Origin of the sequence: Aquamicrobium lusatiense (assembly GCF_014201615.1) — a bacterium.
GTDB lineage: Bacteria > Pseudomonadota > Alphaproteobacteria > Rhizobiales > Rhizobiaceae > Mesorhizobium > Mesorhizobium lusatiense.
On sequence record NZ_JACHEU010000008.1, the window covers coordinates 1 to 22,057 of the forward strand.

Annotated in this window: 20 protein-coding genes; 17 read left to right on the forward strand and 3 right to left on the reverse strand. The window is 61.2% G+C overall.

Annotated features, from left to right (window positions below; all coding sequences use genetic code 11):
* Positions 1-268: 268 nt before the first annotated feature.
* From HNR59_RS19965 to HNR59_RS19985, 5 genes are all read left to right on the forward strand, one after another.
* Complete coding sequence (locus HNR59_RS19965; RefSeq protein WP_183832987.1) at positions 269-1,402, forward strand: aminomethyl transferase family protein; 1,134 nt, start codon at positions 269-271, stop codon at positions 1,400-1,402.
* 22 nt (positions 1,403-1,424) lie between these two features.
* Complete coding sequence (locus tag HNR59_RS19970) at positions 1,425-2,015, forward strand: dimethylamine monooxygenase subunit DmmA family protein (protein ID WP_183832989.1); 591 nt, start codon at positions 1,425-1,427, stop codon at positions 2,013-2,015.
* Positions 2,012-2,977 carry a PDR/VanB family oxidoreductase gene (locus HNR59_RS19975; protein ID WP_183832991.1) on the forward strand — a complete coding sequence of 322 codons (966 nt, stop codon included), beginning with the start codon at positions 2,012-2,014 and terminating at the stop codon, positions 2,975-2,977. The genes HNR59_RS19970 and HNR59_RS19975 overlap by 4 nt, the downstream gene beginning before the upstream one ends.
* Before the next feature lie 24 nt (positions 2,978-3,001).
* Positions 3,002-4,042, forward strand: coding sequence for a heme-dependent oxidative N-demethylase family protein (locus HNR59_RS19980; RefSeq protein ID WP_183832993.1), 1,041 nt, complete (start codon positions 3,002-3,004; stop codon positions 4,040-4,042).
* 111 nt (positions 4,043-4,153) lie between these two features.
* Positions 4,154-4,558 (forward strand): group II truncated hemoglobin, encoded by a 405-nt coding sequence (locus tag HNR59_RS19985; protein ID WP_183832995.1) that lies wholly within the window; start codon positions 4,154-4,156, stop codon positions 4,556-4,558.
* Between the two features lie 65 nt (positions 4,559-4,623).
* On the opposite strand, the gene HNR59_RS19990 is transcribed toward HNR59_RS19985, so the two are convergent.
* Positions 4,624-5,538 (reverse strand): LysR family transcriptional regulator, encoded by a 915-nt coding sequence (locus HNR59_RS19990; RefSeq protein WP_210307480.1) that lies wholly within the window; start codon positions 5,536-5,538, stop codon positions 4,624-4,626.
* A gap of 115 nt (positions 5,539-5,653) precedes the next feature.
* Between HNR59_RS19990 and HNR59_RS19995 the strand changes: the two genes are divergently transcribed.
* From HNR59_RS19995 to HNR59_RS20010, 4 genes are read left to right on the forward strand one after another with little or no spacing between them, the layout of a single operon-like run.
* A complete protein-coding gene (locus HNR59_RS19995; RefSeq protein WP_183833069.1) occupies positions 5,654-6,892 on the forward strand; it encodes an acyl-CoA dehydrogenase family protein in 1,239 nt (412 codons plus the stop codon).
* Positions 6,893-6,894: 2 nt separating this feature from the next.
* Positions 6,895-8,001 (forward strand): phosphotransferase family protein, encoded by a 1,107-nt coding sequence (locus HNR59_RS20000; protein ID WP_183832997.1) that lies wholly within the window; start codon positions 6,895-6,897, stop codon positions 7,999-8,001.
* Positions 7,998-8,702, forward strand: a complete 705-nt coding sequence (locus tag HNR59_RS20005; protein ID WP_183832999.1) for a histidine phosphatase family protein — start codon at positions 7,998-8,000, stop codon at positions 8,700-8,702. The genes HNR59_RS20000 and HNR59_RS20005 overlap by 4 nt, the downstream gene beginning before the upstream one ends.
* 21 nt (positions 8,703-8,723) lie before the next feature.
* Complete coding sequence (locus HNR59_RS20010) at positions 8,724-9,494, forward strand: SDR family oxidoreductase (RefSeq protein ID WP_183833001.1); 771 nt, start codon at positions 8,724-8,726, stop codon at positions 9,492-9,494.
* A gap of 138 nt (positions 9,495-9,632) precedes the next feature.
* Here the strand turns inward: HNR59_RS20010 and HNR59_RS20015 are convergent, their stop codons facing one another.
* Positions 9,633-10,823: an acyl-CoA dehydrogenase gene (locus HNR59_RS20015; RefSeq protein WP_183833003.1), complete on the reverse strand. Its 1,191-nt coding sequence runs from the start codon at positions 10,821-10,823 to the stop codon at positions 9,633-9,635.
* A 110-nt stretch (positions 10,824-10,933) separates the two neighbouring features.
* Here HNR59_RS20015 and HNR59_RS20020 point away from each other — a divergent pair, with 110 nt between their 5' ends.
* From HNR59_RS20020 to HNR59_RS20045, 6 genes are all read left to right on the forward strand, one after another.
* Entirely contained in the window at positions 10,934-11,845 is a 912-nt protein-coding gene (locus HNR59_RS20020; protein ID WP_183833005.1) for a LysR family transcriptional regulator, read from the forward strand.
* Between the two features lie 228 nt (positions 11,846-12,073).
* The gene (locus HNR59_RS20025; protein ID WP_425488687.1) at positions 12,074-13,717 is read left to right on the forward strand and encodes an ABC transporter substrate-binding protein; all 1,644 of its coding nucleotides are present in this window, start codon (positions 12,074-12,076) and stop codon (positions 13,715-13,717) included.
* 18 nt (positions 13,718-13,735) lie between these two features.
* Positions 13,736-14,800 carry an ABC transporter permease gene (locus HNR59_RS20030; RefSeq protein WP_343060877.1) on the forward strand — a complete coding sequence of 355 codons (1,065 nt, stop codon included), beginning with the start codon at positions 13,736-13,738 and terminating at the stop codon, positions 14,798-14,800.
* Between the two features lie 5 nt (positions 14,801-14,805).
* Entirely contained in the window at positions 14,806-15,723 is a 918-nt protein-coding gene (nikC, locus tag HNR59_RS20035) for a nickel transporter permease (protein ID WP_425291416.1), read from the forward strand.
* Positions 15,720-16,553: an ABC transporter ATP-binding protein gene (locus tag HNR59_RS20040; RefSeq protein WP_183833009.1), complete on the forward strand. Its 834-nt coding sequence runs from the start codon at positions 15,720-15,722 to the stop codon at positions 16,551-16,553. Before nikC ends, HNR59_RS20040 begins: the two co-directional genes overlap by 4 nt.
* On the forward strand, positions 16,550-17,302 hold the full coding sequence (locus HNR59_RS20045; RefSeq protein WP_183833011.1) for an ABC transporter ATP-binding protein: 753 nt from the start codon (positions 16,550-16,552) through the stop codon (positions 17,300-17,302). The genes HNR59_RS20040 and HNR59_RS20045 overlap by 4 nt, the downstream gene beginning before the upstream one ends.
* A gap of 103 nt (positions 17,303-17,405) precedes the next feature.
* On the opposite strand, the gene HNR59_RS20050 is transcribed toward HNR59_RS20045, so the two are convergent.
* Complete coding sequence (locus HNR59_RS20050) at positions 17,406-19,808, reverse strand: membrane-bound PQQ-dependent dehydrogenase, glucose/quinate/shikimate family (protein ID WP_183833013.1); 2,403 nt, start codon at positions 19,806-19,808, stop codon at positions 17,406-17,408.
* A gap of 346 nt (positions 19,809-20,154) precedes the next feature.
* Here HNR59_RS20050 and HNR59_RS20055 point away from each other — a divergent pair, with 346 nt between their 5' ends.
* Both HNR59_RS20055 and HNR59_RS20060 read left to right on the forward strand, forming a co-directional pair.
* Positions 20,155-20,985 carry an ABC transporter permease gene (locus HNR59_RS20055; RefSeq protein WP_183833015.1) on the forward strand — a complete coding sequence of 277 codons (831 nt, stop codon included), beginning with the start codon at positions 20,155-20,157 and terminating at the stop codon, positions 20,983-20,985.
* Between the two features lies 1 nt (position 20,986).
* On the forward strand, positions 20,987-21,991 hold the full coding sequence (locus tag HNR59_RS20060; protein ID WP_210307483.1) for an ABC transporter substrate-binding protein: 1,005 nt from the start codon (positions 20,987-20,989) through the stop codon (positions 21,989-21,991).
* Positions 21,992-22,057 lie beyond the last annotated feature (66 nt).

The window sequence follows — 22,057 nt, forward strand, 5'->3', positions numbered from 1 at the left end:
GCGAGATCATGACCATGCCCGGCCTCCCCTCCAAGCCATCATCCGAGAACATCTATCTCAACGAAAATGGCGATATCGAAGGGCTAAGCTGAGAGCAGGCAAGCAGGAAACGGCACGGAGGATTCGCCTGCCAGTAAAATAAATTGCATAAGAGTATTGCATCGTCAGAGCAATGTGGTTCAATGCTCGGAAGCGGCGGAGACCGCTGCCGAGGGACTGCCGGACAGTTGGGAAAACCCGCAACGGCATCAGAATGTGGAGGAATCGAATGACGGCATCTTGGCGCTTTTCTACTGTGGCCGACCGGCACCGGGCTCTCGGCTCGCAGCTTGAGGACTGGAGCGGCATGGGCACCGCCTGGAGTTATGATGGCGACCCTGATGCCGAGTATACGGCAATCCGCACCAAAGCCGGCATCATGGACGTTTCCGGCCTCAAGAAGGTACACATCACCGGTGCCCACGCCGCTCATGTGATCGACCTCGCAACTACGCGAAACGTCGAGAAAATCCAGCCAGGCCGATCCGTCTATGCCTGCATGCTCAACGATGCCGGCAAGTTCACCGACGATTGCGTGATCTACCGTCTGGCGCCGAATTCCTGGATGGTGGTGCATGGCGCGGGAACGGGCCATGAGGAGTTGACGCGCGCCTCCATCGGTCGTGACGTGTCCGTGCGCTTCGACGACAATCTGCACAATCTTTCATTGCAGGGGCCTGTCGCGGTCGACTATCTGGCGAAGCACGTTCCGGGCATCCGCGACCTCAATTACTTCCATCATACGCAGACACAGCTGTTCGGCTTCCCGGTCATGATCTCGCGCACCGGCTATACCGGTGAACGTGGTTATGAAATCTTCTGTCGCGGGCAGGATGCTCCGGCGATCTGGGACCGCATCGTGGAGGAAGGCAAGGAAATGGGGATCATCCCCTGCCGCTTCACCACGCTCGACATGCTGCGCGTGGAAAGCTACCTGCTCTTCTATCCCTACGACAATTCGCAGAAATATCCGTTCGAGAACGAAGGCCCCGGCGATACGCTGTGGGAGCTTGGCCTCGACTTCACCGTCAGCCCCGGCAAGACCGGCTTCCGCGGTGCGGAGGAGCACTACCGGCTGAAGGGCAAGGAGCGTTTCAAGATCTTCGGGCTTGAGGTCGCCAGCGACAAGGCTGCGGACGAAGGGGCGGGAATCTACCGCAACGGCAAGAAGGTCGGCGTTGTCACCTGCGCCATGTATTCGCCGCTGGTGAAGAAATCCATGGCGATCGCGCGCCTCGATGTGGACTGCGCCGTTGCCGGGACCGATCTTGAGGTTCACAATGCTTCCGGCACAGTGAAGGCGCAGGCTCAGCCCCTGCCGTTCGATGATCCGAAGAAGCTGAAGCGGACCGCGAAGGGATAGGACGTTGGACAGCGTACCGGTCATGACTCTTCTCAGTCGCCCGGTCTACGGAAAACTTTCAGCGCAGGCCGGAACACATCATCTCTTCATTGCGGACTCCGAAGGTGCGTCCGCAATCCTCGACATGGCGAAGCAGGCGAGCCCGGATTTTTTCGCCTCCGCCGAAATCATGTACATACCCGGCGCCGCCGGAGACAAATATGTGGCCGGCCTGGAGGCACTGGTTCCGGGCCGTCTCTATCGCGGGCCGTCTGTCGCGGCGGCCACGCAGCGCCTTCGGCACATCTTAGAAAATGCCCATATGGGCCTCAGGCTCTACCTGACCGGGACTGAAAGCCTGATCGGGCAGGTCAGCCGGATTGCAGCCGAGGCCGGGATCGAGCACAGCTCGATCCAGACGGAGTTGCGCGGCTCCATGGCGCGCCGCGTGCAATGCGTTCATTGCAAGGGCATCACCGAGAACGTGACCACCCAGCCGGTCAGATGTTCTCACTGTGACCTGCTCCTGCTCGTGCGCGATCACTATTCACGACGCCTCGCCGCCTTTCAGGGCGTGTGCATCAATGCGGAGGACCCGAGCGAGATCCCACCGGCAGAGGAGGTGTTCCGTTGAAAGCAGGTGCCAACAGGATAGAAGCCGTGGTGACGGATATCGTCACCGTCAACGAACTGGTGAAGCGCTTCCATTTCCGGCGGACTGATGGCGGCATTCTGCCGACATTTTCCGGGGGAGCCCATATCGTCGTCGAAATGCGGGACGAGGAGCGTACCCGGCTCAACCCCTACTCGCTGATGAGTTCGCCGCTCGACACACGCGACTATACGATCAGCGTGCGGCGCGATGATGCCGGACGCGGGGGCTCGCTGTTCATGCACAGCCGGGTCGAAGCCGGCCAGCGCATGGTCATCAGCAGCCCTGTCAACCTGTTCTCGCTTGACCTGCGGGCGCGCAAGCATCTCATGATCGCCGGCGGCATCGGCATCACGCCGTTTCTGGCGCAGACGGCACAGCTTGCGGCCGAAGGCGGGAATTTCGAGCTGCACTATTGCTTCCGCAACGACGGGGTCGGCAGCTACGCCGATTTCCTGCGCCAACGCTATGACCGGAAGGTGAACCTCTACCGCAGCGATCTGCAGGAAACCTTCGAGCTGGAGCGGGTTCTGGCCACCCAGCCGCTGGGCACGCATCTTTATGTGTGCGGACCGGAAGGGATGATCGACTGGGTGCGAGCCACGGCAGCGGGGCTGGGATGGCCCATGGAGACGGTGCATTACGAGCATTTCGCTGCACCGCAGCCCGGCAAGCCGTTCGATGTCACGCTGGCGCTCAGCGGCATCGACATTCGTGTCGGGGAGCACGAAAGCCTGCTGGAAGCGATCGAGGCTGCCGGCATCGATCCACCTTATCTGTGCCGGGGCGGTGTCTGCGGCCAGTGCGAGACCAATGTGATTTCGCATGACGGCAAGTTCCTGCACAACGATCACTGGCTGAGCGAGGAAGACCGCCGCTCGGGCTGCAAGATCATGCCGTGCGTGTCACGTTTCGAAGGCAGGTCGCTCGTTCTCGAACGGTAGGCGACATACCCGCAGGAGGAGACCATGGGTATTAACTTCAGACAGGAAACCTTTCGCAACGATTTTTCTTTCAAGAACAGCCCTGAACAGATCAGGCGTTTTCCGTTCCCCTTCCACGAGGACGGTTACATGTATTCGGTCAATATCGAGCCGCATGTGCCGGGCCCGAAAAACACGGTGTTCGAGCATCTCTTCGATGTCGACGAACACTATATTTCCGAGATGCGGGACCGTGCCATGGTGCTGGCGGAAGATCCGCTGCGCTGTCAGTCCCTGCCCTACATGACCCTCGCCGGATGGGACACGCTCGAACTTCTCATGACCGAGAAGGCAAAGAGCTATCCCGATCTCTTCTCGCTGACCCGGGATGGCGACAAGTGGCACTGGATCAACCGGCCCCTCGGCATCGATGACCGCTTCACCTTCGGCGATACATCCACCCTGCCCTACGGTCCGCTGGAATACATAACGCGGCAGAGCCAGGGTGACTTTGCCGTGCTCGACCAGCGTGACGGCAATCTGTGGATGGATGCCGGCATGGTGACGACGCAGGCCGACTGGTCGCTCGATTTCGACATCGGCATGAATTTCTTCGAATGGCATGCGCCGGTTCCGCTTGCGCATGAAATGGGCGTCTTCAACCGGGCGCTGAAATTCCTGATGGCCATCCAGCAGGGCCAGCCCGCGCGCCGCTTCAACTGGACGATGACCATCAATCCGCGGCTCGATACCAGCCCGGAGAACTATCACAAATGGGGCACCGATCGCACCACCGTTACCCCGGACAATGTCGGGCACAAGGTCCATCTGCGCGTCGAGGTGCAGATGTTCTTCCGCCTGCCACGCTCCAATGCGCTCCTGTTCCCGATCCGCTGCTATCTCATCAAGATGGAGGAGCTGGTCAGCTCGCCGAAATGGGCGCGCCGTTTCCACCGCGTGCTGCGCGACCTGCCTGACGAGCTGGCTGAATACAAAGGTCTCGTGCGCTATCGCCCGACGACCGTGGAATGGCTGTCGAAATATGACGACGGGCAGCCGACCTCTCCGGGTTTCGGTCCCGACTGACGGCTAGGGCGAGCGGAACACCGCTGGCGGGATCGCAACGCATTCCGGCACATGGTCTGTGCCGGATTGATGCCTGATGTCTCGCCTGCAGCGCCGAAAGGAGTTGCATCGATGCACGACGCGACAGCGAAACTGCACACGCTCTACAGGGAGCTTGGCGAGGAAGAGGGTGTGCGGGCCCTCGTGGAAACCTTCTACGACATCATCGAGCAGGATGAGGACGCCCGGGAACTGCACCTTTTGCATCTGAGGGGACACGGGGTGTCCCACTCCCGCGAAGAGCAGTTCAATTATCTTTCCGGCTTCTTCGGAGGGCCGAGTCGCTATGTGCAGAAGCACGGGCATTCGCGCCTGAAGGAAATTCACGAGCATGTGCCGATCGGCCCGGACATGCGCGACCTGTGGCTGCGCTGCATGGAGCGGGCAATCGACAAGGTGGGGATCGGTGGCGAGCTGAAAGTCCGGCTCATGATCCACTTCGAACGTGCAGCAGAGACGTCGCGAAACATGGACTGATTGTTTTGCAGGCCGGCAGGCGGTTCGGGGCTCCCCATAGCCGGACAATGCTTGTGGACAGGGTCTCAGTCGAAGCCTGCCTCTGGGCCTGCCGCGATTTCGGAGATCAGGTTTCGCAGCCAGCGGTTCGCGGGGTCGGGATCGGCATTCTCATGCCAGTACAGATAGACCGCGACAGGCGGGACCGCGACCGGAAACGGCACGATGCGGGTTGGCAGGCCGCGATTGACGATCCGCGCATAGCGCTCTGGCATGGTCAGCAACAGGTCCGTTTCGGCGACCAGCATCGAAGCCGCGAAATATTGCTGGCAGCGCAGGGCTATCCGGCGCTGGTGACCGATGCGGGCGAGCTCGACATCCTCAAGGCTCATGCCCCGACGCCGCGACGACACCAAGATGTGCTCCTGCCCGAGATAGGCGGGCAGATCGGGTTCATCCGCCAGAACGGGATGATCCTTGCGGCCCACCACGACCAGACTGTCATGGATGATGGCGGTGCGATGGACCCTGTCGGAAACGCGCGCCAGCATCTCGACCGCCAGATCCAGTTCCCCCTTGGCAAGGCTCGTCTCCAGATCGCTGCGATCCACCCGCACCGAGGAAATGCTGACACCCGGCGCTTCGCTGGCGATCCTGCGCATCAGCGGTTGCAACAGGTGCGCCTCCAGAACGTCGCGGCAACCGATGGTGAAGGTGCGCTGCGTTGCCCCCGGATCGAAGGAGCGAGCCGCCTGCACGCTTCCGCTCAGCGTCCGTACGGACTGGCGGATGGGCGCGATGACGGATTGGGTCAGCGCCGTCGGCACCATTGTGTTGCCCTGCCTGATGAAAAGCGGGTCATCGAAGGTCAGCCGAAGCCGGCGCAGGGCATGGCTGATCGCCGGCTGGGTGAGGTTCAGACGCGCTGCGGCCCTGGTGATGCTGCCCTCGGAATAGATGGCTTCGAGGATGACGAACAGGTTGAGATCGAGGCGGCTCATATGCACCATATTCATGAAAGCGGATAAAGAACAATCATTTGATTTATTGGCTCACGTTGACGCACAGTTTGCAAGGCTGGTTCTGGCCGAGCGGATCGTGGAGGGTGAGCGCGTCATGGATTTTGGTTTTTCCGACAAGGCGAAAGGCTATATCGAGCGCCTGACAGCGTTCATGGACAAGCATGTGCTGCCGTCCGAGGGCGAATATTATCGCACCCTGACGACCGGCGCGCAGCCTTGGAACGTTCCGCCGGTCATGCAGGATCTGAAGGATCGGGCGAAGGCAGAGGGTCTGTGGAACCTTTTCATGCCGGAACCCGAATATGGGCCGGGCCTTTCCAATGCCGAATATGCGCCGCTGGCTGAAATCACCGGCCGCGTCCCGTTCGCGCCGGAGATTTTCAACTGTAATGCGCCCGATACCGGCAATATGGAGGTGCTGGCCAAATACGGGTCGCCGATGCAGAAGGAGCGCTGGCTGAAGCCGCTTCTCGATGGTTCGATCCGTTCCGCCTTCTGCATGACGGAGCCGGACGTCGCCTCTTCCGACGCCACCAACATGGAGGCGACCGCGATCGTGAAGGGCGACCGCATCGTGCTCAACGGCCGCAAATGGTGGAGCACCGGCATTGGCCATCCGGACTGCCGCATTCTGATCTTCATGGGCCTGACCGATCCGGAAGCGCCGCGCCATGCGCGGCACTCGATGGTTCTGGTGCCGGTTGACACGCAAGGCGTGGAGATCGGCCGCATGCTGCCGGTTTTCGGTACGCTCGACGAGCCATATGGCCACGGCGAAGTCAGCTTCACCGATGTCGAGGTGCCGCTGGAAAACGTCATCGCCGGCCCCGGCAAGGGGTTCGAGATCGCGCAGGGCCGGCTTGGGCCGGGGCGCATCCACCATTGCATGCGCGCCATCGGGGCTGCCGAACATGCGCTTGAGCTGCTGTGCAGGCGGGCGCTGACACGCACCGCCTTCGGCAAGCCGTTGTCGTCTCTGGGCGGCAATGTCGATGTCATCGCCAACGCCCGCATCGCCATCGAACAGGCCCGCCTGCTCACCCTCAAGGCCGCCTGGCTCATGGATACGGTGGGCGTAAAAGGTGCGATGAGCGAGATTTCGCAGATCAAGGTCGTGGCCCCTGCCGTGGCGCAGTCCGTGGTTGATGCCGCGATCCAGATCCATGGAGCGGCCGGCGTGTGCGACGACTACGGCCTGACCGGGTTGTTCGCCTATGCCCGTGCGCTGCGCATTGCCGATGGACCCGACGAGGTGCATCGCGCCCTTATCGCCAAGCTCGAACTTAAGGCACAGGCAGCTGCTGCCGGCATCGAGATCGGCAAGGGGCGGTGACGATGAGCGATGCTTCACAAAAAACCAGCGATGCGCTGCTCGACAAGGCGGGGCGCGTGCGTGAAGGCGAGGAACTGGACGTCGCCCGCATCGATGCCTTTCTCAAAGGCACTGCGGCTGGTGCCGGGCTGAGTGGCGAACCGCTGGTCAGGCAGTTTGCCGGTGGGGCGTCCAACCTGACCTATCTGCTGAGCTATCCTGAGCGCGACCTGATCCTGCGCCGCCCCCCTTTCGGGCACAAGGCTAGGAGCGCGCATGACATGCTGCGCGAGGCGCGCGTCATGCAGGCGCTGCGCCCGGTCTACCCTTATGTGCCGGAAGTGCTGGCGATCTGTGACGATCATGAGGTGATGGGCTGCGATTTCTTCGTGATGGAGCGCATCTGCGGCATCATTCCCCGGCAGGACCTGCCGGCTGGCCTGTCGCTTTCCCCGGATGAGACGCGCCGCCTGTGCCTTTCGGTGGTGGATCGCCTGATCGAGTTGCACAGCATCGATCCGTCAGCTTCCGGGTTGGAAAGCCTCGGACGCGGCGAAGGTTATGTACGACGCCAGATCGAGGGCTGGAGCGATCGCTATCGCAAGGTGCGTACGCCGGATTCAGCGGATTTTGAAACGGTGATGCAGTGGCTGGCCGCCAACATGCCGGCGGGCGAGACGGCGATCCGGGTCGTGCACAATGATTTCCGCTTCGACAATGTCGTGCTCGATCAGCATGAGCCCTCGAAAGTCATCGGCGTTCTGGACTGGGAGATGGCGACGCTTGGCGATCCGCTGATGGATCTCGGCAACAGCCTTGCCTACTGGGTGCAGGCGGATGACGATCCCACCTTTCTGGCGCTGCGCCGCCAGCCAACGCATCTGCCGGGCATGCTGACACGTGCCGAGGTTATCGCCTATTACAGCGAACGCACGGGACTTCGCGCGCAGGACATGCGCTTCTATCTCGTCTATGGCCTGTTTCGGCTCGCTGTGATCGTCCAGCAGATCTATTATCGCTATGCGCAGGGACAGACGAAGAACGAGCAGTTCGCCGGATTCGGCAAGGTTGCCCGCTATCTGGAAAAGCGCTGCCTCGCGGCTTTGGCGGCTGACGGGCCTGTCGGATGAACGCTGGCCGCGTCATCCTCGTGCGGCACGGACAGGCGAGCTTCGGGTCGAAGAATTACGACCGGCTCTCTCCTGTCGGGGTTCGCCAGTCGCAGCTTCTGGGCCAATGGTGGGCGCGGTATGGGCAGCCACCGGGTACGGTGGTCTGCGGCACCCTTGAGCGTCACCGCGAAACGGCGCGTGCCTGTCTGGAGGCATGGGGGCTCGCCAGCCTGCCATTGCAGGAGGATGCGGCGCTCAATGAGTTCGATCATCATGACGTGCTCACCCGTTATGCGCCCAATCTCGCAGATCCGGAGGAACTGGCAAATCTGCTGGCCGGCAGGGTGGACGCGCACAGGGTTTTCCAGAGACTGTTCGCGGATGCCGTGACGGCATGGATCAATGACGAACAGACGGGCCTCTACAAGGAAAGCTGGCAGGCTTTCAATGCGCGGTGCGCCGATGTTTTGACCCGGATCGCAAACCGTTGTGACGCGGATGGTTCGGTGATCGTGTTCACCTCCGGCGGACCGATCGGCTCGGCCCTCCAGTCTGCACTCGCCATACCAGACAGCAAGGTTCTCGACATCTACTGGGCCATTCGCAATGCGAGCATTACCACAATGGAAAGCCGCCGCGGACGTCTGACCGCGTCTGCCTTCAATGTCATTTCACATCTGGAAGCGGTCAACGACGCTTCCCTTATCACCTATCGCTGAGCGCAAGCAGGGAGGACTGGCATGGCACAGAACAACACATTCGATCTCGACGGAAAGATCGCGCTGGTAACGGGCGCCAGCCGCGGCATCGGTGCTGCCGCTGCCGGCATCCTTGCGGCGCATGGCGCGCATGTCATCCTTTCAAGCCGCAAGGAAGGGGCCTGCGAGGAAGTGGCCGAAGCGATCCGGGCGAATGGTGGCAAGGCAAGCGCCCTCGCCTGCCATATCGGTGAGATGGACGACATCACGGCAGCCTTCGAGGCGATCGAACAAGAGCATGGCCGCCTCGACATCCTCGTCAACAACGCCGCGACCAATCCCTATTTCGGGCCGATCGTCGACACCGATTTGGGAGCCTTCCAGAAGACCGTGGACGTCAATATCCGCGGCTATTTCTTCATGTGCGCTCTGGGTGCGAAGCTGATGGCGAAGAATGGCGGCGGGTCGATCATCAACGTCGCCTCGGTCAATGGGGCCATTCCCGCCGCCATGCAGGGAATCTATTCCATCACCAAGGCCGCGGTTTTGTCGATGACCAAGGCTTTCGCCAAGGAGTGCGCGCCGCAGGGCGTGCGGGTCAACGCCATACTGCCGGGCGCGACCGATACGAAGTTCGCCGCCGCTCTCGTTCAGAACCCGGCCATACTCAAGATGGCCCTTCAGCATATTCCGATGAACCGGGTGGCGCAGCCGGAAGAGATCGTCGGCGCGATCCTCTATCTGGCCTCTCCTGCTGCCAGCTACACCACCGGCGCGGAAATCAATGTCGACGGCGGCTATCTGACGGTTTGACTTGGCTTTGGAATATAGCGGGTGACGGCCGCGGAGTTTGCATCCGTCGTCATCTGCACAGCATGAGCTGATCTAAAAAAACACCGGCGACGCATTCGGGAGTGAAACTCCGAATGCGTCGCCGGTCTTTTATTCAGATCAGAAGAAGGCCTGAAGGCCGGTCTGCGCGCGTCCAAGGATGAGGGCGTGAACGTCATGTGCGCCCTCATAGGTGTTGACCGTCTCAAGGTTCTGCGCGTGGCGCATCACGTGGTAGCCGATCTGGATGCCGTTGCCGCCATGCATGTCGCGGGCAAGGCGGGCGATGTCGAGCGCCTTGCCGCAATTGTTGCGCTTGACGATGGAGATCATCTCCGGCGTGAAGCGGTGCTCGTCCATCAGCCGGCCGACCCGCAGCGAAGCCTGAAGGCCGAGCGCGATCTCGGTCTGCATGTCGGCGAGCTTCTTCTGATAGAGCTGCATGCCGGCCAGCGGCTTGCCGAACTGCTTGCGGTCGAGCCCGTACTGGCGCGCCCGGTGCCAGCAATCTTCCGCCGCACCCATCACGCCCCAGGAGATGCCGTAGCGCGCCCGGTTGAGGCAGCCAAACGGACCCTTCAGGCCGGAGACGTTGGGCAGCAGCGCGTCGTCGCCGACTTCCACGCCTTCCATGACGATCTCGCCGGTGATCGAGGCGCGCAGCGAAAGCTTGCCGCCGATCTTCGGTGCCGAAAGGCCCTTCAGTCCCTTGTCCAGCACGAAGCCGCGGATGACGTCCTTGCTGTCGTCGCCCTTCACCTTGGCCCACACCACGAACACATCGGCGATCGGCGCGTTCGAGATCCACATCTTGGAACCGGAAATGCGCCAGCCGCCGTCGATCTTCTCAGCGCGTGTCTTCATGCCGCCCGGATCGGAACCGGCATCGGGCTCAGTCAGGCCGAAGCAGCCGATCCATTCGCCTGAAGCCAGCTTCGGCAGGTATTTTTTGCGCTGCTCTTCGGAGCCGTATGCGTCGATCGGGAACATGACCAGCGACGACTGCACGCTCATCATCGAGCGATAGCCGGAATCGATGCGCTCGACCTCACGTGCGATCAGGCCGTAGGTGACATAGTTGGCGCCTAGCCCGCCATATTCCTCCGGCACGGTGACGCCAAGCAGGCCCGCCTCGCCCATCTCGCGGAAGATCGCGGGATCGGTGGTTTCGTCCATATAGGCTGCCTCGATGCGCGGGGCGAGCTTGTCGGCGGCGAAGGCCGCCGCCCCGTCGCGCACCAGACGCTCCTCTTCCGTCAGCTGATCTTCAAGAAGAAACGGATCGTCCCAGACGAAGGCCGACTTGCTCATATGAACTCCCGATTTTTGCATGGATTCGATTGTGGCGAAGACATTCGCTTTGCGCGGACAAGGATGCAAGCCATATTTACTCACCTTGCTTTGTCTTTTATGCAAAGCAGATGAGCAATCTGCAGCGCCGCCTCATACCCTCGACCTCTTCGCTGACGGCGTTCGATGCGGTGGCGAGGCTGGGCAGTTTTTCGGCCGCCGCCGAGGCGCTGAACCTGACGCCAGGCGCCATCAGCCGCCAGATCAGTGCGCTGGAAAGCCAGCTTGGCGCGGTGCTTTTCGTCCGCAACAACAAGGGCGTGTCGCTGACCCCTGGTGGTGAGCGCTACGCAAAGGGCGTTGCCGAAATCATCGAGCGCCTGCGTGTGCTCTCGCTGGAGGTGATGGCTCACACGCCGTCCAGCGCGCTCAGACTGGCGATCCCGCCCACATTCGGCACAAGGTGGCTGCTGCCGCGGATTCCGGATTACGTCAAAAGCCATCCGGAAATGACGCTCAGCTTCTCCACCCGCATCGGCCGCTTCGATTTCGACAAGGAACAGTTGGACGCCGCCATTCATGTGGGCACGGGCGACTGGCCGGGATGCGATTGCCAGCTTCTGCTGAAGGAAGAAGTCGTTCCGGTCTGCAGTCCCGACTTCCTGAAGCGCAACCAGATCAGAGACCCGGCCAGCCTGTTGCAGGTGCCGCTTCTGGAAATGGCGTCGCGGCCGCATGCGTGGAAATTGTGGTTTTTACATTTTGGCATAGCCGACGATTACCGCGAAGGCATGCGGTTCGAGCAGTTCATGAATGTCTCGCAGGCCTGCCGGGCCGGGCTCGGCGTGGCGCTGATGCCGGCCTTTCTCATCGCCAGCGAGCTTTCGGGCGGTCAGCTCGTCAAGGCGCTTGATCTTCCGGTCGAAAGCGCCAGCGCCTATTACTTCGTCTCGCCTTACGACAAGGCTGCCGAGCCCGGTGTGCAGGCGTTTCGTGCATGGCTTACGGGGCAGATTTCCCTCTTTCTGAAACAGGCAAGATAGACCTTCGTCGAAGTTCAGCACTCGTCCTGATGCTGGAAGAACAGATATCGACTGCCTGTTTTTGTTCTTCTCCCCCTTGGTCAACAGAAACGGCTGTCGTGGGGTATTGTCTTTACCAGTGATAACATGATTGAATTTCGCAAATCGTGTCCGATACATTCTGGCTGATGTCATTCTGTAGCGGCTTTTGAAGCAAAAGCGTGTCATGAAGGGGAAAATCATATGGCCATGGCAAGATTGAATATGCGCTTCCGCCCGCTGCTTGCAGGCGCGGCTCTCTCGCTGCTGCTCGTTTCCGGCGGTGCCGTTCCTGCGTTCGCGGCTACACCCGCCGATACGCTGGTTCAGGCATGGGCGTTCGATGACACCATCACGCTCGATCCGGCCGAATCTTTCGAGCTGAGCCCGGCCGAATTCATCGGCAACACCTATGACATGCTGGTGCGTCTCGATATCGACGACACCACCAAGGTGAAGCCCGGCATCGCCGAGAGCTGGGAAATTTCCGACGACGGCCTCACCTACACCTTCAAGCTGAAGCCGGGCATCAAGTTCGCCTCCGGCAATCCGATCACCGCCGAGGATGTGGCATGGTCGTTCGAGCGCGTGGTGAAGCTGGACAAGAGCCCGGCCTTTATCCTGACCCAGTTCGGTCTGACGGCTGACAATGTCAGTGAAACTGCCAAGGCAGTCGACGACACCACTTTTGTCTTCACCGTCGACAAGCCATACGCACCGAGCTTCGTGCTCAACTGCCTGACCGCGACGGTGGGAGCAGTGCTCGACAAGAAGCTGGTGATGGAGCACGCCGAGGCAAAGACGCCGAGCGACGATTACAAATACGACACCGATTTCGGCTATGGCTGGCTGAAGACCAATTATGCCGGTTCCGGTCCCTTCAAGATCCGCGACTGGCGCGCCAACGAGATCGTCGTCCTGGAGCGCAACGACAATTACTATGGCGAGAAGCCGGCGCTGAACCGCGTCATCTACCGCCATGTCAAGGAAAGCGCGACGCAGCGGCTCATGCTTGAAGCCGGCGACGTGGATGTCGCCCGCAACCTTGAGCCCGGCGATTATGACGCTGTTCAGAAAAACGCCGATCTGACCACGACGGACGCGCCGAAGGGCACCGTCTACTACATCAGCCTCAATCAGAAGAACGAGGCGCTGGCCAAGCCGGAAGTGCGCGAGGCGTTCAAGTACCTCGTCGACTACGACGCTATCGGCGCCACACTGATCAAGGGCATCGGCGAGATCCACCAGACCTATCAGGTCAAGGGTGTGCTCGGCGCACTCGATTCCAATCCCTACAAGCTCGACGTCGCCAAGGCGAAGGAGCTGCTGGAGAAAGCGGGTCTGAAGGACGGGCTCTCCGTCACCTTCGACGTGCGCAACACGCAGCCTGTGACCGGCATTGCCGAATCCTTCCAGCAGACGGCGGCGCAGGCGGGCGTGAAGATCGAGATCATTCCCGGTGACGGCAAGCAGACGCTGACCAAGTACCGTGCCCGCAACCATGATCTCTATATCGGTCAGTGGGGCATGGATTACTGGGATCCGAACACCAATGCCGATGCCTTCACCTCGAATCCCGACAACAGCGACGATGCAGCGGTGAAGTCGCTTGCGTGGCGCAATGCGTGGGACATTCCCGAGCTGACCGAGCAGGTCAAGGCCGCCCTTCTGGAGCGCGACAATGACAAGCGCGCCGAACTCTATCAGAAGCTGCAGCAGGAGGCGCTGGATTCGAGCCCGTTCGTCATGATCTACCAGCAGATCGAGGTCGCGGGCGTACGCAACAACGTGAAGGGCTACAGGCTCGGGCCGAGCTTCGATTCCAACCCGCTCGCCCCGGTCAGCAAGGACTGATCCGGCAGGACCGATCGGGTGAGCACAGCTGACACACCAGTGCCGGCAAGGCGCGCCAACCGGCGCGCCTGGGCCATATTCAGGGCGATCGCCAGTTTTCTGGTGATCGTTCTGACCACCTATCTCGGCCTGCTGGCGGTGACCTTCTTCATCGGCCGCGTGGTGCCGATCGATCCGGTCCTCGCCATCGTGGGCGATCGAGCGCCGGCGCATGTGATCGAGCGCGTGCGGCAGGAAATGGGCCTCAACCTGCCCTATTACCAGCAGTTCATCCTCTACGTGAAAGGCGTACTGCATGGCGATTTCGGCACCTCGGTGCTGACCACCAATCCGGTGATGACCGACATACGCCGCGTCTTTCCGGCAACTATGGAGCTGGCCACGGTCGGCACCATCATCGGGGCCGCCTTCGGCATTCCGCTGGGCGTGCTGGCGGCCGTCAGGCGCGGCAGCCTTGCCGACCAGCTTGTTCGCATCGTCGGCCTGATCGGCTATTCCGTGCCGATCTTCTGGCTCGGGCTGCTGGCATTGCTGGTGTTCTATGCAAAGCTGGGCTGGACGTCCGGTCCCGGCCGCATGGATGTGGTGTTTGAATATACGTTCACGCCGGTCACGGGCTTCTTCCTGATTGACGCAATCATCAATCGCGACTGGGCCGCTTTCCGCGATATCGTTTCCCACCTGATCCTGCCGGCTTCGTTGCTCGGCTATTTCTCCATGGCCTATATCAGCCGCATGACGCGCTCCTTCATGCTGAACGAGCTGCAACAGGAATATATCGTCGCCGCGCGCGCCAAGGGCCTGTCGGAAACGCGCATCATCTGGGGTCATGCGCTGCGGAATGCGGCGGTGCCGCTGGTGACGGTAATCGCGCTTTCCTATGCCGGCCTGCTTGAGGGATCGGTGCTGACCGAGACGGTCTTTGCGTGGCCGGGACTTGGCCTCTACATCACCAATTCGCTTCAGAACGCCGACATGAACGCCGTGCTTGGCGGCACCATCGTCATCGGCTCGGTGTTCATCGCCATCAACCTTCTGTCCGACGTGCTCTACCGCATGCTCGATCCCCGCACGAGGAGCTGACGAGGATGAGCGAAACGACGATGACCCGCCGCCAGTGGCTGCTCACCGACAGGCCGCAGTCACGCCTGCAGGCAAGGCTCGGTCGCGCCTATGTGACATGGCGGCGTTTTACGGCCAACAAGCTTGCAGTGCTCGGCATGCTGATCATTCTGGCGCTGGTTCTGGTGGCGATCTTTGCCCCCGCACTGGCGCCCCACTCGCCCTATGTCGGCGATCTTGCCGGCAAGCGCCTGTTGCCGCCGGGGCCGGAACACTGGCTCGGCACCGACGATCAGGGGCGCGACATTCTCTCGCGCCTGATCTACGGTTCGCGCCTGACCCTGCAGGTGGTGCTGCTGGTGGCGATCATAGCAGCACCCATCGGCCTTTTGGTCGGCACGGTCGCCGGCTATGCGGGTGGCTGGGTGGATGCGGTTCTGATGCGCATCACCGACATCTTCCTCGCCTTCCCGAAGCTGGTTCTGGCGCTGGCCTTCGTCGCTGCGCTCGGCCCGGGCATCGGCAACGCCATCATCGCCATCGCCATCACCTCATGGCCGCCCTATGCCCGTATCGCACGGGCGGAAACGCTGACGGTGCGCAATTCCGACTACATCTCGGCGGTGCGGCTGATGGGCGCCTCGCCATGGCGCATCGTGCTGCGTCACATCATGCCGCTTTGCATCTCCTCGCTGATCGTGCGCGTGACGCTCGACATGGCGGGCATCATCCTCACCGCTGCCGGGCTCGGTTTCCTCGGCCTCGGCGCGCAGCCGCCGCTGCCCGAGTGGGGCGCGATGATTGCGTCCGGCCGCCGTTTCATCCTCGATCAGTGGTGGGTGGCCGCCATGCCGGGCTTCGCCATCCTGATCGTCAGCCTCGGCTTCAACCTGCTGGGCGACGGATTGCGCGATGCGCTCGATCCAAAAGGAAGCGGCCAATGAGCGCGCTTCTTGAAGTCGATGATCTGCGCGTTTCCTTCCCCACCCGCACGGGCGTGGTGGAGGCGGTGCGAGGGGTATCGTTCACGCTCGGCCGCGAACGGCTGGGCATCGTGGGCGAATCCGGTTCCGGTAAGTCGCAGACCGGGCGCGCCGTCATGGGGCTGACGGCGGAACACGGCCAGATCAGTGCGAAGAAGCTGCAATTCAGTGGCATCGATCTCATCAATATCCCGAAAGCTGAACGGCGGGCGCTGCGCGGCAACCGCATTGCCATGATCCTGCAGGACCCGAAATATTCGCTGAACCCGGTGATGACCATCGGCCGCCAGATCGTCGAGACGCTCAAGACGCATGAGCGGATCGGGCGGGCGGCGGCGCGCAAGCGGGCGCTCGACATGCTGGCTGCCGTGCAGATCCGCGATCCCGAGCGCGTCTTCGATCTCTATCCGCATGAGGTGTCGGGCGGCATGGGTCAGCGCGCCATGATCGCCATGATGCTGGTGGCCGGTCCCGAACTGCTGATCGCCGACGAGCCGACTTCGGCGCTCGATGTCACGGTGCAGCTCGAAGTGCTGGGTATTCTCAATAGGCTGGTGGCCGATCGCGGCATGGGGCTGATCTTCATCTCGCATGATCTGAGGCTGGTGTCCTCCTTCTGCGACCGCGTGCTCGTCATGTATGCGGGGCGCATCGTGGAAGAGCTTGCCGCCGGACAACTGGCGCAGGCGAAGCACCCCTACACACAGGGCCTGCTCAACTGCATGCCGCGCATCGACAATGACCGCCATCCCCTGCCCGTTCTCGACCGCCGGCCGGAGTGGGCGCTATGACGGCGCCTGCTCTCCAAATCGAACGGCTGAGCGTCACCTTCGAGGATTTCGTGGCGCTGAAGGAGGTGAGCCTGACGGTGGCGCCCGGCGAATCCTTTGGACTGGTCGGGGAATCCGGCTCCGGCAAGTCGACGCTGTTGCGCGCCGTGGCGGGCCTTTCTCCCATCAGCGGCGGCACTATTCAGGTCAACGGCAAGACGCTCGACGGCAGGCGCAGCAAGGAATTCTACCGTCAGGTGCAGATGGTGTTTCAGGATCCTTATGGTTCCCTGCATCCGCGCCAGACGGTGGACCGGCTGTTGCTGGAGCCGCTGGCGATCCATGGCTTCGCCGATACCGAGCGCCGCATCGTGCGGGCGCTGGAAGAAGTGGGGCTGGGCTCCGGCTTCCGCTTCCGCTATTCGCACCAGCTTTCCGGCGGCCAGCGCCAGCGCGTGGCGATCGCGCGCGCCCTGATCCTCGAACCGTCGATCCTGCTGCTCGATGAGCCGACCTCGGCGCTCGATGCCTCGGTGCAGGCTGAGGTGCTGAACCTTCTGGAAGAGGTGCGCGCCGCACGCAAGCTCACATTTATCATGGTCAGCCATGACCTCGCCGTCGTTACCCATATGTGCGACCGGCTGATGGTGATGCAGAATGGACGCGAGGTGGAGCTTCTGGCCTCCGCCGATCTCGTCAGCCGCAATGTGAGCCAGGACTATACCCGCAACCTGCTTGTCGCCAGCGAGGGCTTCCAGCGCAGCGCCTGAGTGCCTGTTGGCGAGGATTGCCCTGTGCATGAAGCCGATGCCGGACAATAAAAACCCGCCGGATTGCCGGCGGGTTTTCTGTTTGGACGAGGGTCTTGCAGCCTTACTTCCTGAGCTTGTAGGCGATGACATAGTCGCCGCGGTCGTCGGAGTTGCGGGCTCCGCCGGCGCTGATCAGGACAAACTGCTCACCGGTCGTCGGTGACTTGTAGCTGATCGGGGTTGCCTGCGAACCGACCGGAAGCCGGCCTTTCCACAGTTCCTTGCCGGTCGAGCTGTCATAGGCGCGAAGATAGTAATCGAGCGTCGAGGCAAAGAACAGAACGCCGCCCTGCGTGACCATCGAACCGCCAATGGTGGGAAGCCCGACGGGAATGCCCAGCCCCAGCTTGAAGCCGAGAACCGAGGCATCCTTCACCGTGCCTGCGGGTACGCTCCAGGCGATCTTCTGTGTCTTGAGATCGATTGCCGTCATCGTACCGAAGGGCGGTTCCTGGCACGGAATGCCGAGCGGTGAATAGAAGCGGGTCTTTTCTTTCACATAGTAAGGTGTTCCCGCCATTGGCAGGCTGGTGCCGGCCGGCAGCACCTCGTCCTCCGACGTGCGCTCCCCGAGCTGGAGGCGCAGGCCCAGACGCAGGTCGTTGACGAAGATGGTGTGACCCGTCGGATCGACCGAGATACCACCCCAGTTGAATCCGCCCAGCGAGCCCGGAAGCAACAGCTGTTTTTCAAGCCCGGGCGGAACGAACAGGCCGTAATTGGTCATGCCCTTGAAGTCGATCCGGCACAGAAGCTGATCGAAGGGTGTTGCGCCCCACATATCCGCTTCAGTGAACAGTTCATTGCCGATTTGTGGCATGCCGACCGAGAAGGGCTGGGTGGGAGAATACTTCTCACCCTTGAGGTTGCCTGCGGGAACAGGGCGTTCCTCCACCTCGGTCAGTGGCTGGCCTGTCTTGCGATCGAGGACAAAGAACATGCCCTGCTTGGTGCCGAAGATGACGGCAGGCACGTCCTGACCGTCCTTGGGGAAGGTGGTCAGGGTCGGCTGCATGGGAATGTCGAAATCCCACAGGTCGTTATGCACGGTCTGGTAATGCCAGACAGGGCGGCCGTTGGAAGCATTGAGCGCCACGATCGATGCGGAATAGCGCTCGCGGTTCTCGTCGCGGTTGCCGCCCCACAGGTCGGGCGAGTTGTTGCCCATCGGCAGGAAGACGGTATCCGTCTGCGGATCGTAGGACATTGGCGCCCACACATTGGGAGAACCGCGTGTGTAGGGCATGTCGGGTGTTGGCGCGCCGGTAACTGCCGGGTTGCCGGAATCCCAGGCCCAGCGCAGTTCACCCGTTTTGACATCGAAGGCGCGGATGACGCCCGAGGGCACTTCCGTTGAAACGTTGTCGGAGACGAAGCCGCCGACGACAATGACATCACCGGCGAGTGTAGGCGCCGATGTCTGTTTGTAGTCGCCGGGACCTTCGCCCATGCCGTCATACAGGTTGACGCGACCGTTGGTGCCGAAATCGGAGCAGAACTCGCCCGTGTCGGCATTGATGGCGATCAGTTCCGTATCGACCGTATTGGTGAGGATGCGACGCGGGCAGACACCCGGATCGGTGTTTGCGACATAACCGAAACGCTTCTCCACACCCGCCTGCGCCCGGTTTGGCTCGGCGCCGGTGCCGTCATAATAGGCAATGCCACGGCAGCGTGCCCAGTTGCCAAGCTTGGAATCGATGATGGTCTTCCACTTTTCCTCGCCCGTGGTCGCATCCAGTGCGACCACGTTGTTCTTGGGCGTGCAGAAGAAAACGGTATTGCCGATCTGAAGCGGTGTGTTGAGATCTTCGCGGCCAAGACCGTTGGGGCTCTCGGGAATGTCGCCATGGCGATAGGTCCAGGCCACTTCGAGATTCTGCACATTGTCGCGGTTGATCTGGTCGAGCGCGACGAAACGCTCACCTTCGGCATTGCCGCCGTAGTTGTCCCAGTTCCTGTGCTCGGTTTCAGGCGTTACAGCCGCAGCTGCTGTCGGGGCTGGCGCGTTGTAGATTCCGCGATCCTTGTACGTGCCGGCGAACATGACAATGGCAGCTGCCGCAAGCACGCCGCCAATCGCTGCGTGGAGCCCGGTTTTGCCTTCGGCACCTGCATTGCGGCGCAGCGACGGGATTGCGAAGGCCAGAAGTGCACCAGCCACGAGGAAGATGAAAAGGCGGGTAAAGAGCGGCCAGAAATCGAGCCCCGCTTCCCAGAAGGACCATGCGAGCGTGGCCACGAAAATAATGGCGTAGAGCGGTCCGACATAGAGCTTGTTACGGAACAGGCCCCAGGCCAGCGCAAGAATCGCAAGTCCGCAGATCAGATAGTACCAGCTACCGCCGCGCGCGATGAGAATGCCTCCTCCAACAGCGAAGTAGAGGCCGGAAAGGGCAAACAGCACCCCCAGTATGATATGGGCCCATCGGCCCGTCGTCTCAGGTTTAGCATCGGAAGCCACGGTGTAGTCTCCTTGATCGCACGTGGAAGCGAGGTTGGCATTGTCCACACGGCCCCGGCGAGGGGCCGTCTACACAGAACTGGAGAGGGCTGATGCGCTTTAAGGCAAGCGGTCGTCCAGTCAGTTTCGTCCTTACATGGGAACTGCTGGGTGTCTGATAAGCGCCAGGTCCACGACTGGCGCAGGCACAGAACCTTGCGCAAATGCGAAACTTGCATTGGGCTATATTCCGACTTAGAGCACCGTTCAAGCCAACGCGTCATCGGAAACCGACGCAGGCCGATGCGCATGACGCAAATCGGCAAAGCCACATGGTCCGGGCATCCGGGAAAGGCTGGTGTTTATCATGATGGCGCATTTTACCGCCGTTCTTTCTGAAGAACTGGGTGCCGCTAGAAAATTTTTGACCAGCATCGACAAAGCAAAAATTCTTCTCGTTTTTCTTTTTTGTCTCGCATGCATTGTATGGTTCCTGCTGGGGGAAAAATATCCTGCAGCAACATTTGCATCTCCCTATGAGACCTTCGAAGCTCTTTACTGGATGCTGGCAGACAGACATAACGAATATATTGTGGGAATAGGCGAAACGCTCTCGGTTTTTTTTCGGGGCTTTCTTGGTGCCGTAGCGGCAGGGCTTTCGCTGACGCTGGTGATGGGGCTATCCCCTCTTCTCGGGCGCGCGCTGAATCCCCTGCTCGATCTGCTCGGTTCGGTGCCCAACATCGCGTTCATGCCAATGGTCGTGGCGCTCATGGGACTGGACCAGCCCGCCAAGGTGACGATCGTGTTTCTGGGCGCCGTGCTGCCCGTGGCAATCAATGGCCACGCCGCGCTGAGGCAGATCGATGGCGATTATGAAGAGGCCGCGCTTGATCTTGGCGCCACGCGGCTGCGTGCACTGCTCGCAGTGGTGTGGCCTCTTGCCCTTCCCCAAATGGTTGCCGGCATGCGCGTCGGTGCAGGCTATGCGCTGGCGGCCTGCGTGGTGGCTGAAATCTACACTGCAATGACCGGGCTTGGCGGGTTGCTGGTCGGTTATGGGAACTCCTTCAACATGCCGCGCTATTTCGTGATCGTCATCACGCTTGCCCTGATCGGCATCTTTACCACGGCTCTGCTGCGCTATGTCGAAACCTTTTTCGCGCGCCGGGCAGGCCTCATCAGTGAAAGAGAATGAAATGAAGACTGTGATTGCCTGCGCGCTGGCATGCGTGCTCATGACTGGTGTGGCAATGGCGGAACCATTTCGCATCATCGTCACAAGCAAGGAGGCCCCGCTGGTTCCGAACTCGGTGCTGCATCTGGCGCAAAGCGAAGGCTATTTCGAACGTGCAGGCGTAGATGTCGAACTGATACCGGTTGAACAGACGCCGATGGCGGTAACCGCATTGCGCACTGGTGGCGGAGAGATGGCCAACATCTCGGTGGACAGCCTGCTGGGGCTCTACACCGGTGGCGTCACGGATCTGAAAGCGGTTGGTTCGACCGACAAGGCCATTCCCTACATCATTGCCGGTCGGGCGGATTTGACCCTTGAAACCATGGCCGGCCGGAAATTCGGTGTCGGCCGTCCCAACAGTTTGGATCATACGCTGTCATGGACGGTTTTGCAGTATCTCGGCGCCAAACCGGACAAGATCGAGTTCGTGCCGCTGGGCCAGCCGAATGTGCGCGGTCGGGCACTGGCGCAGGGCCGGATCGATGCCACGACCATGTCGATCGGTGTATTCACGGTCATGCCTGATCGTAAGGACCTGAAGATACTGGTCGATGTTGATACATATTTCAGTGCGGCGCCTATCGTTTCCAAGGTGAATGTGGTGCCGCGGAGCGTCATCGCCGAACGTGCCGATGAGCTTGATGCGGTACTTGAGGCGCTGACCATGGCGGCCCGTGACTACGCGACGGATCCCGGCAAGTGGGTCGATGCCATGACGCGCGCCCGTCCGGATACAGGCCGCGATACGCTGGAGGAACTGGCGAAAATCTATGCCGGAAGCTGGACGGTGAATGGCGGGCTACAGCGCAAGGAGATGGATTTCACGCAGGTCTGGCTCTACCGCACGGAAAAATACGACAACAGGGACCTTGTCCTGCCGGGAGCATGGGGCGATTTTGCGCCTGTCGACAGGGTGTTGAAGAAGATCGGCATTTCGGACAAGGGCGATGCCGTCAGCCGTTAGAGCATCTTGCAGCCGGATGGAAACATCTGGCGTCGCATAAATGCGGCCAAAACAAAGAGACAGGGC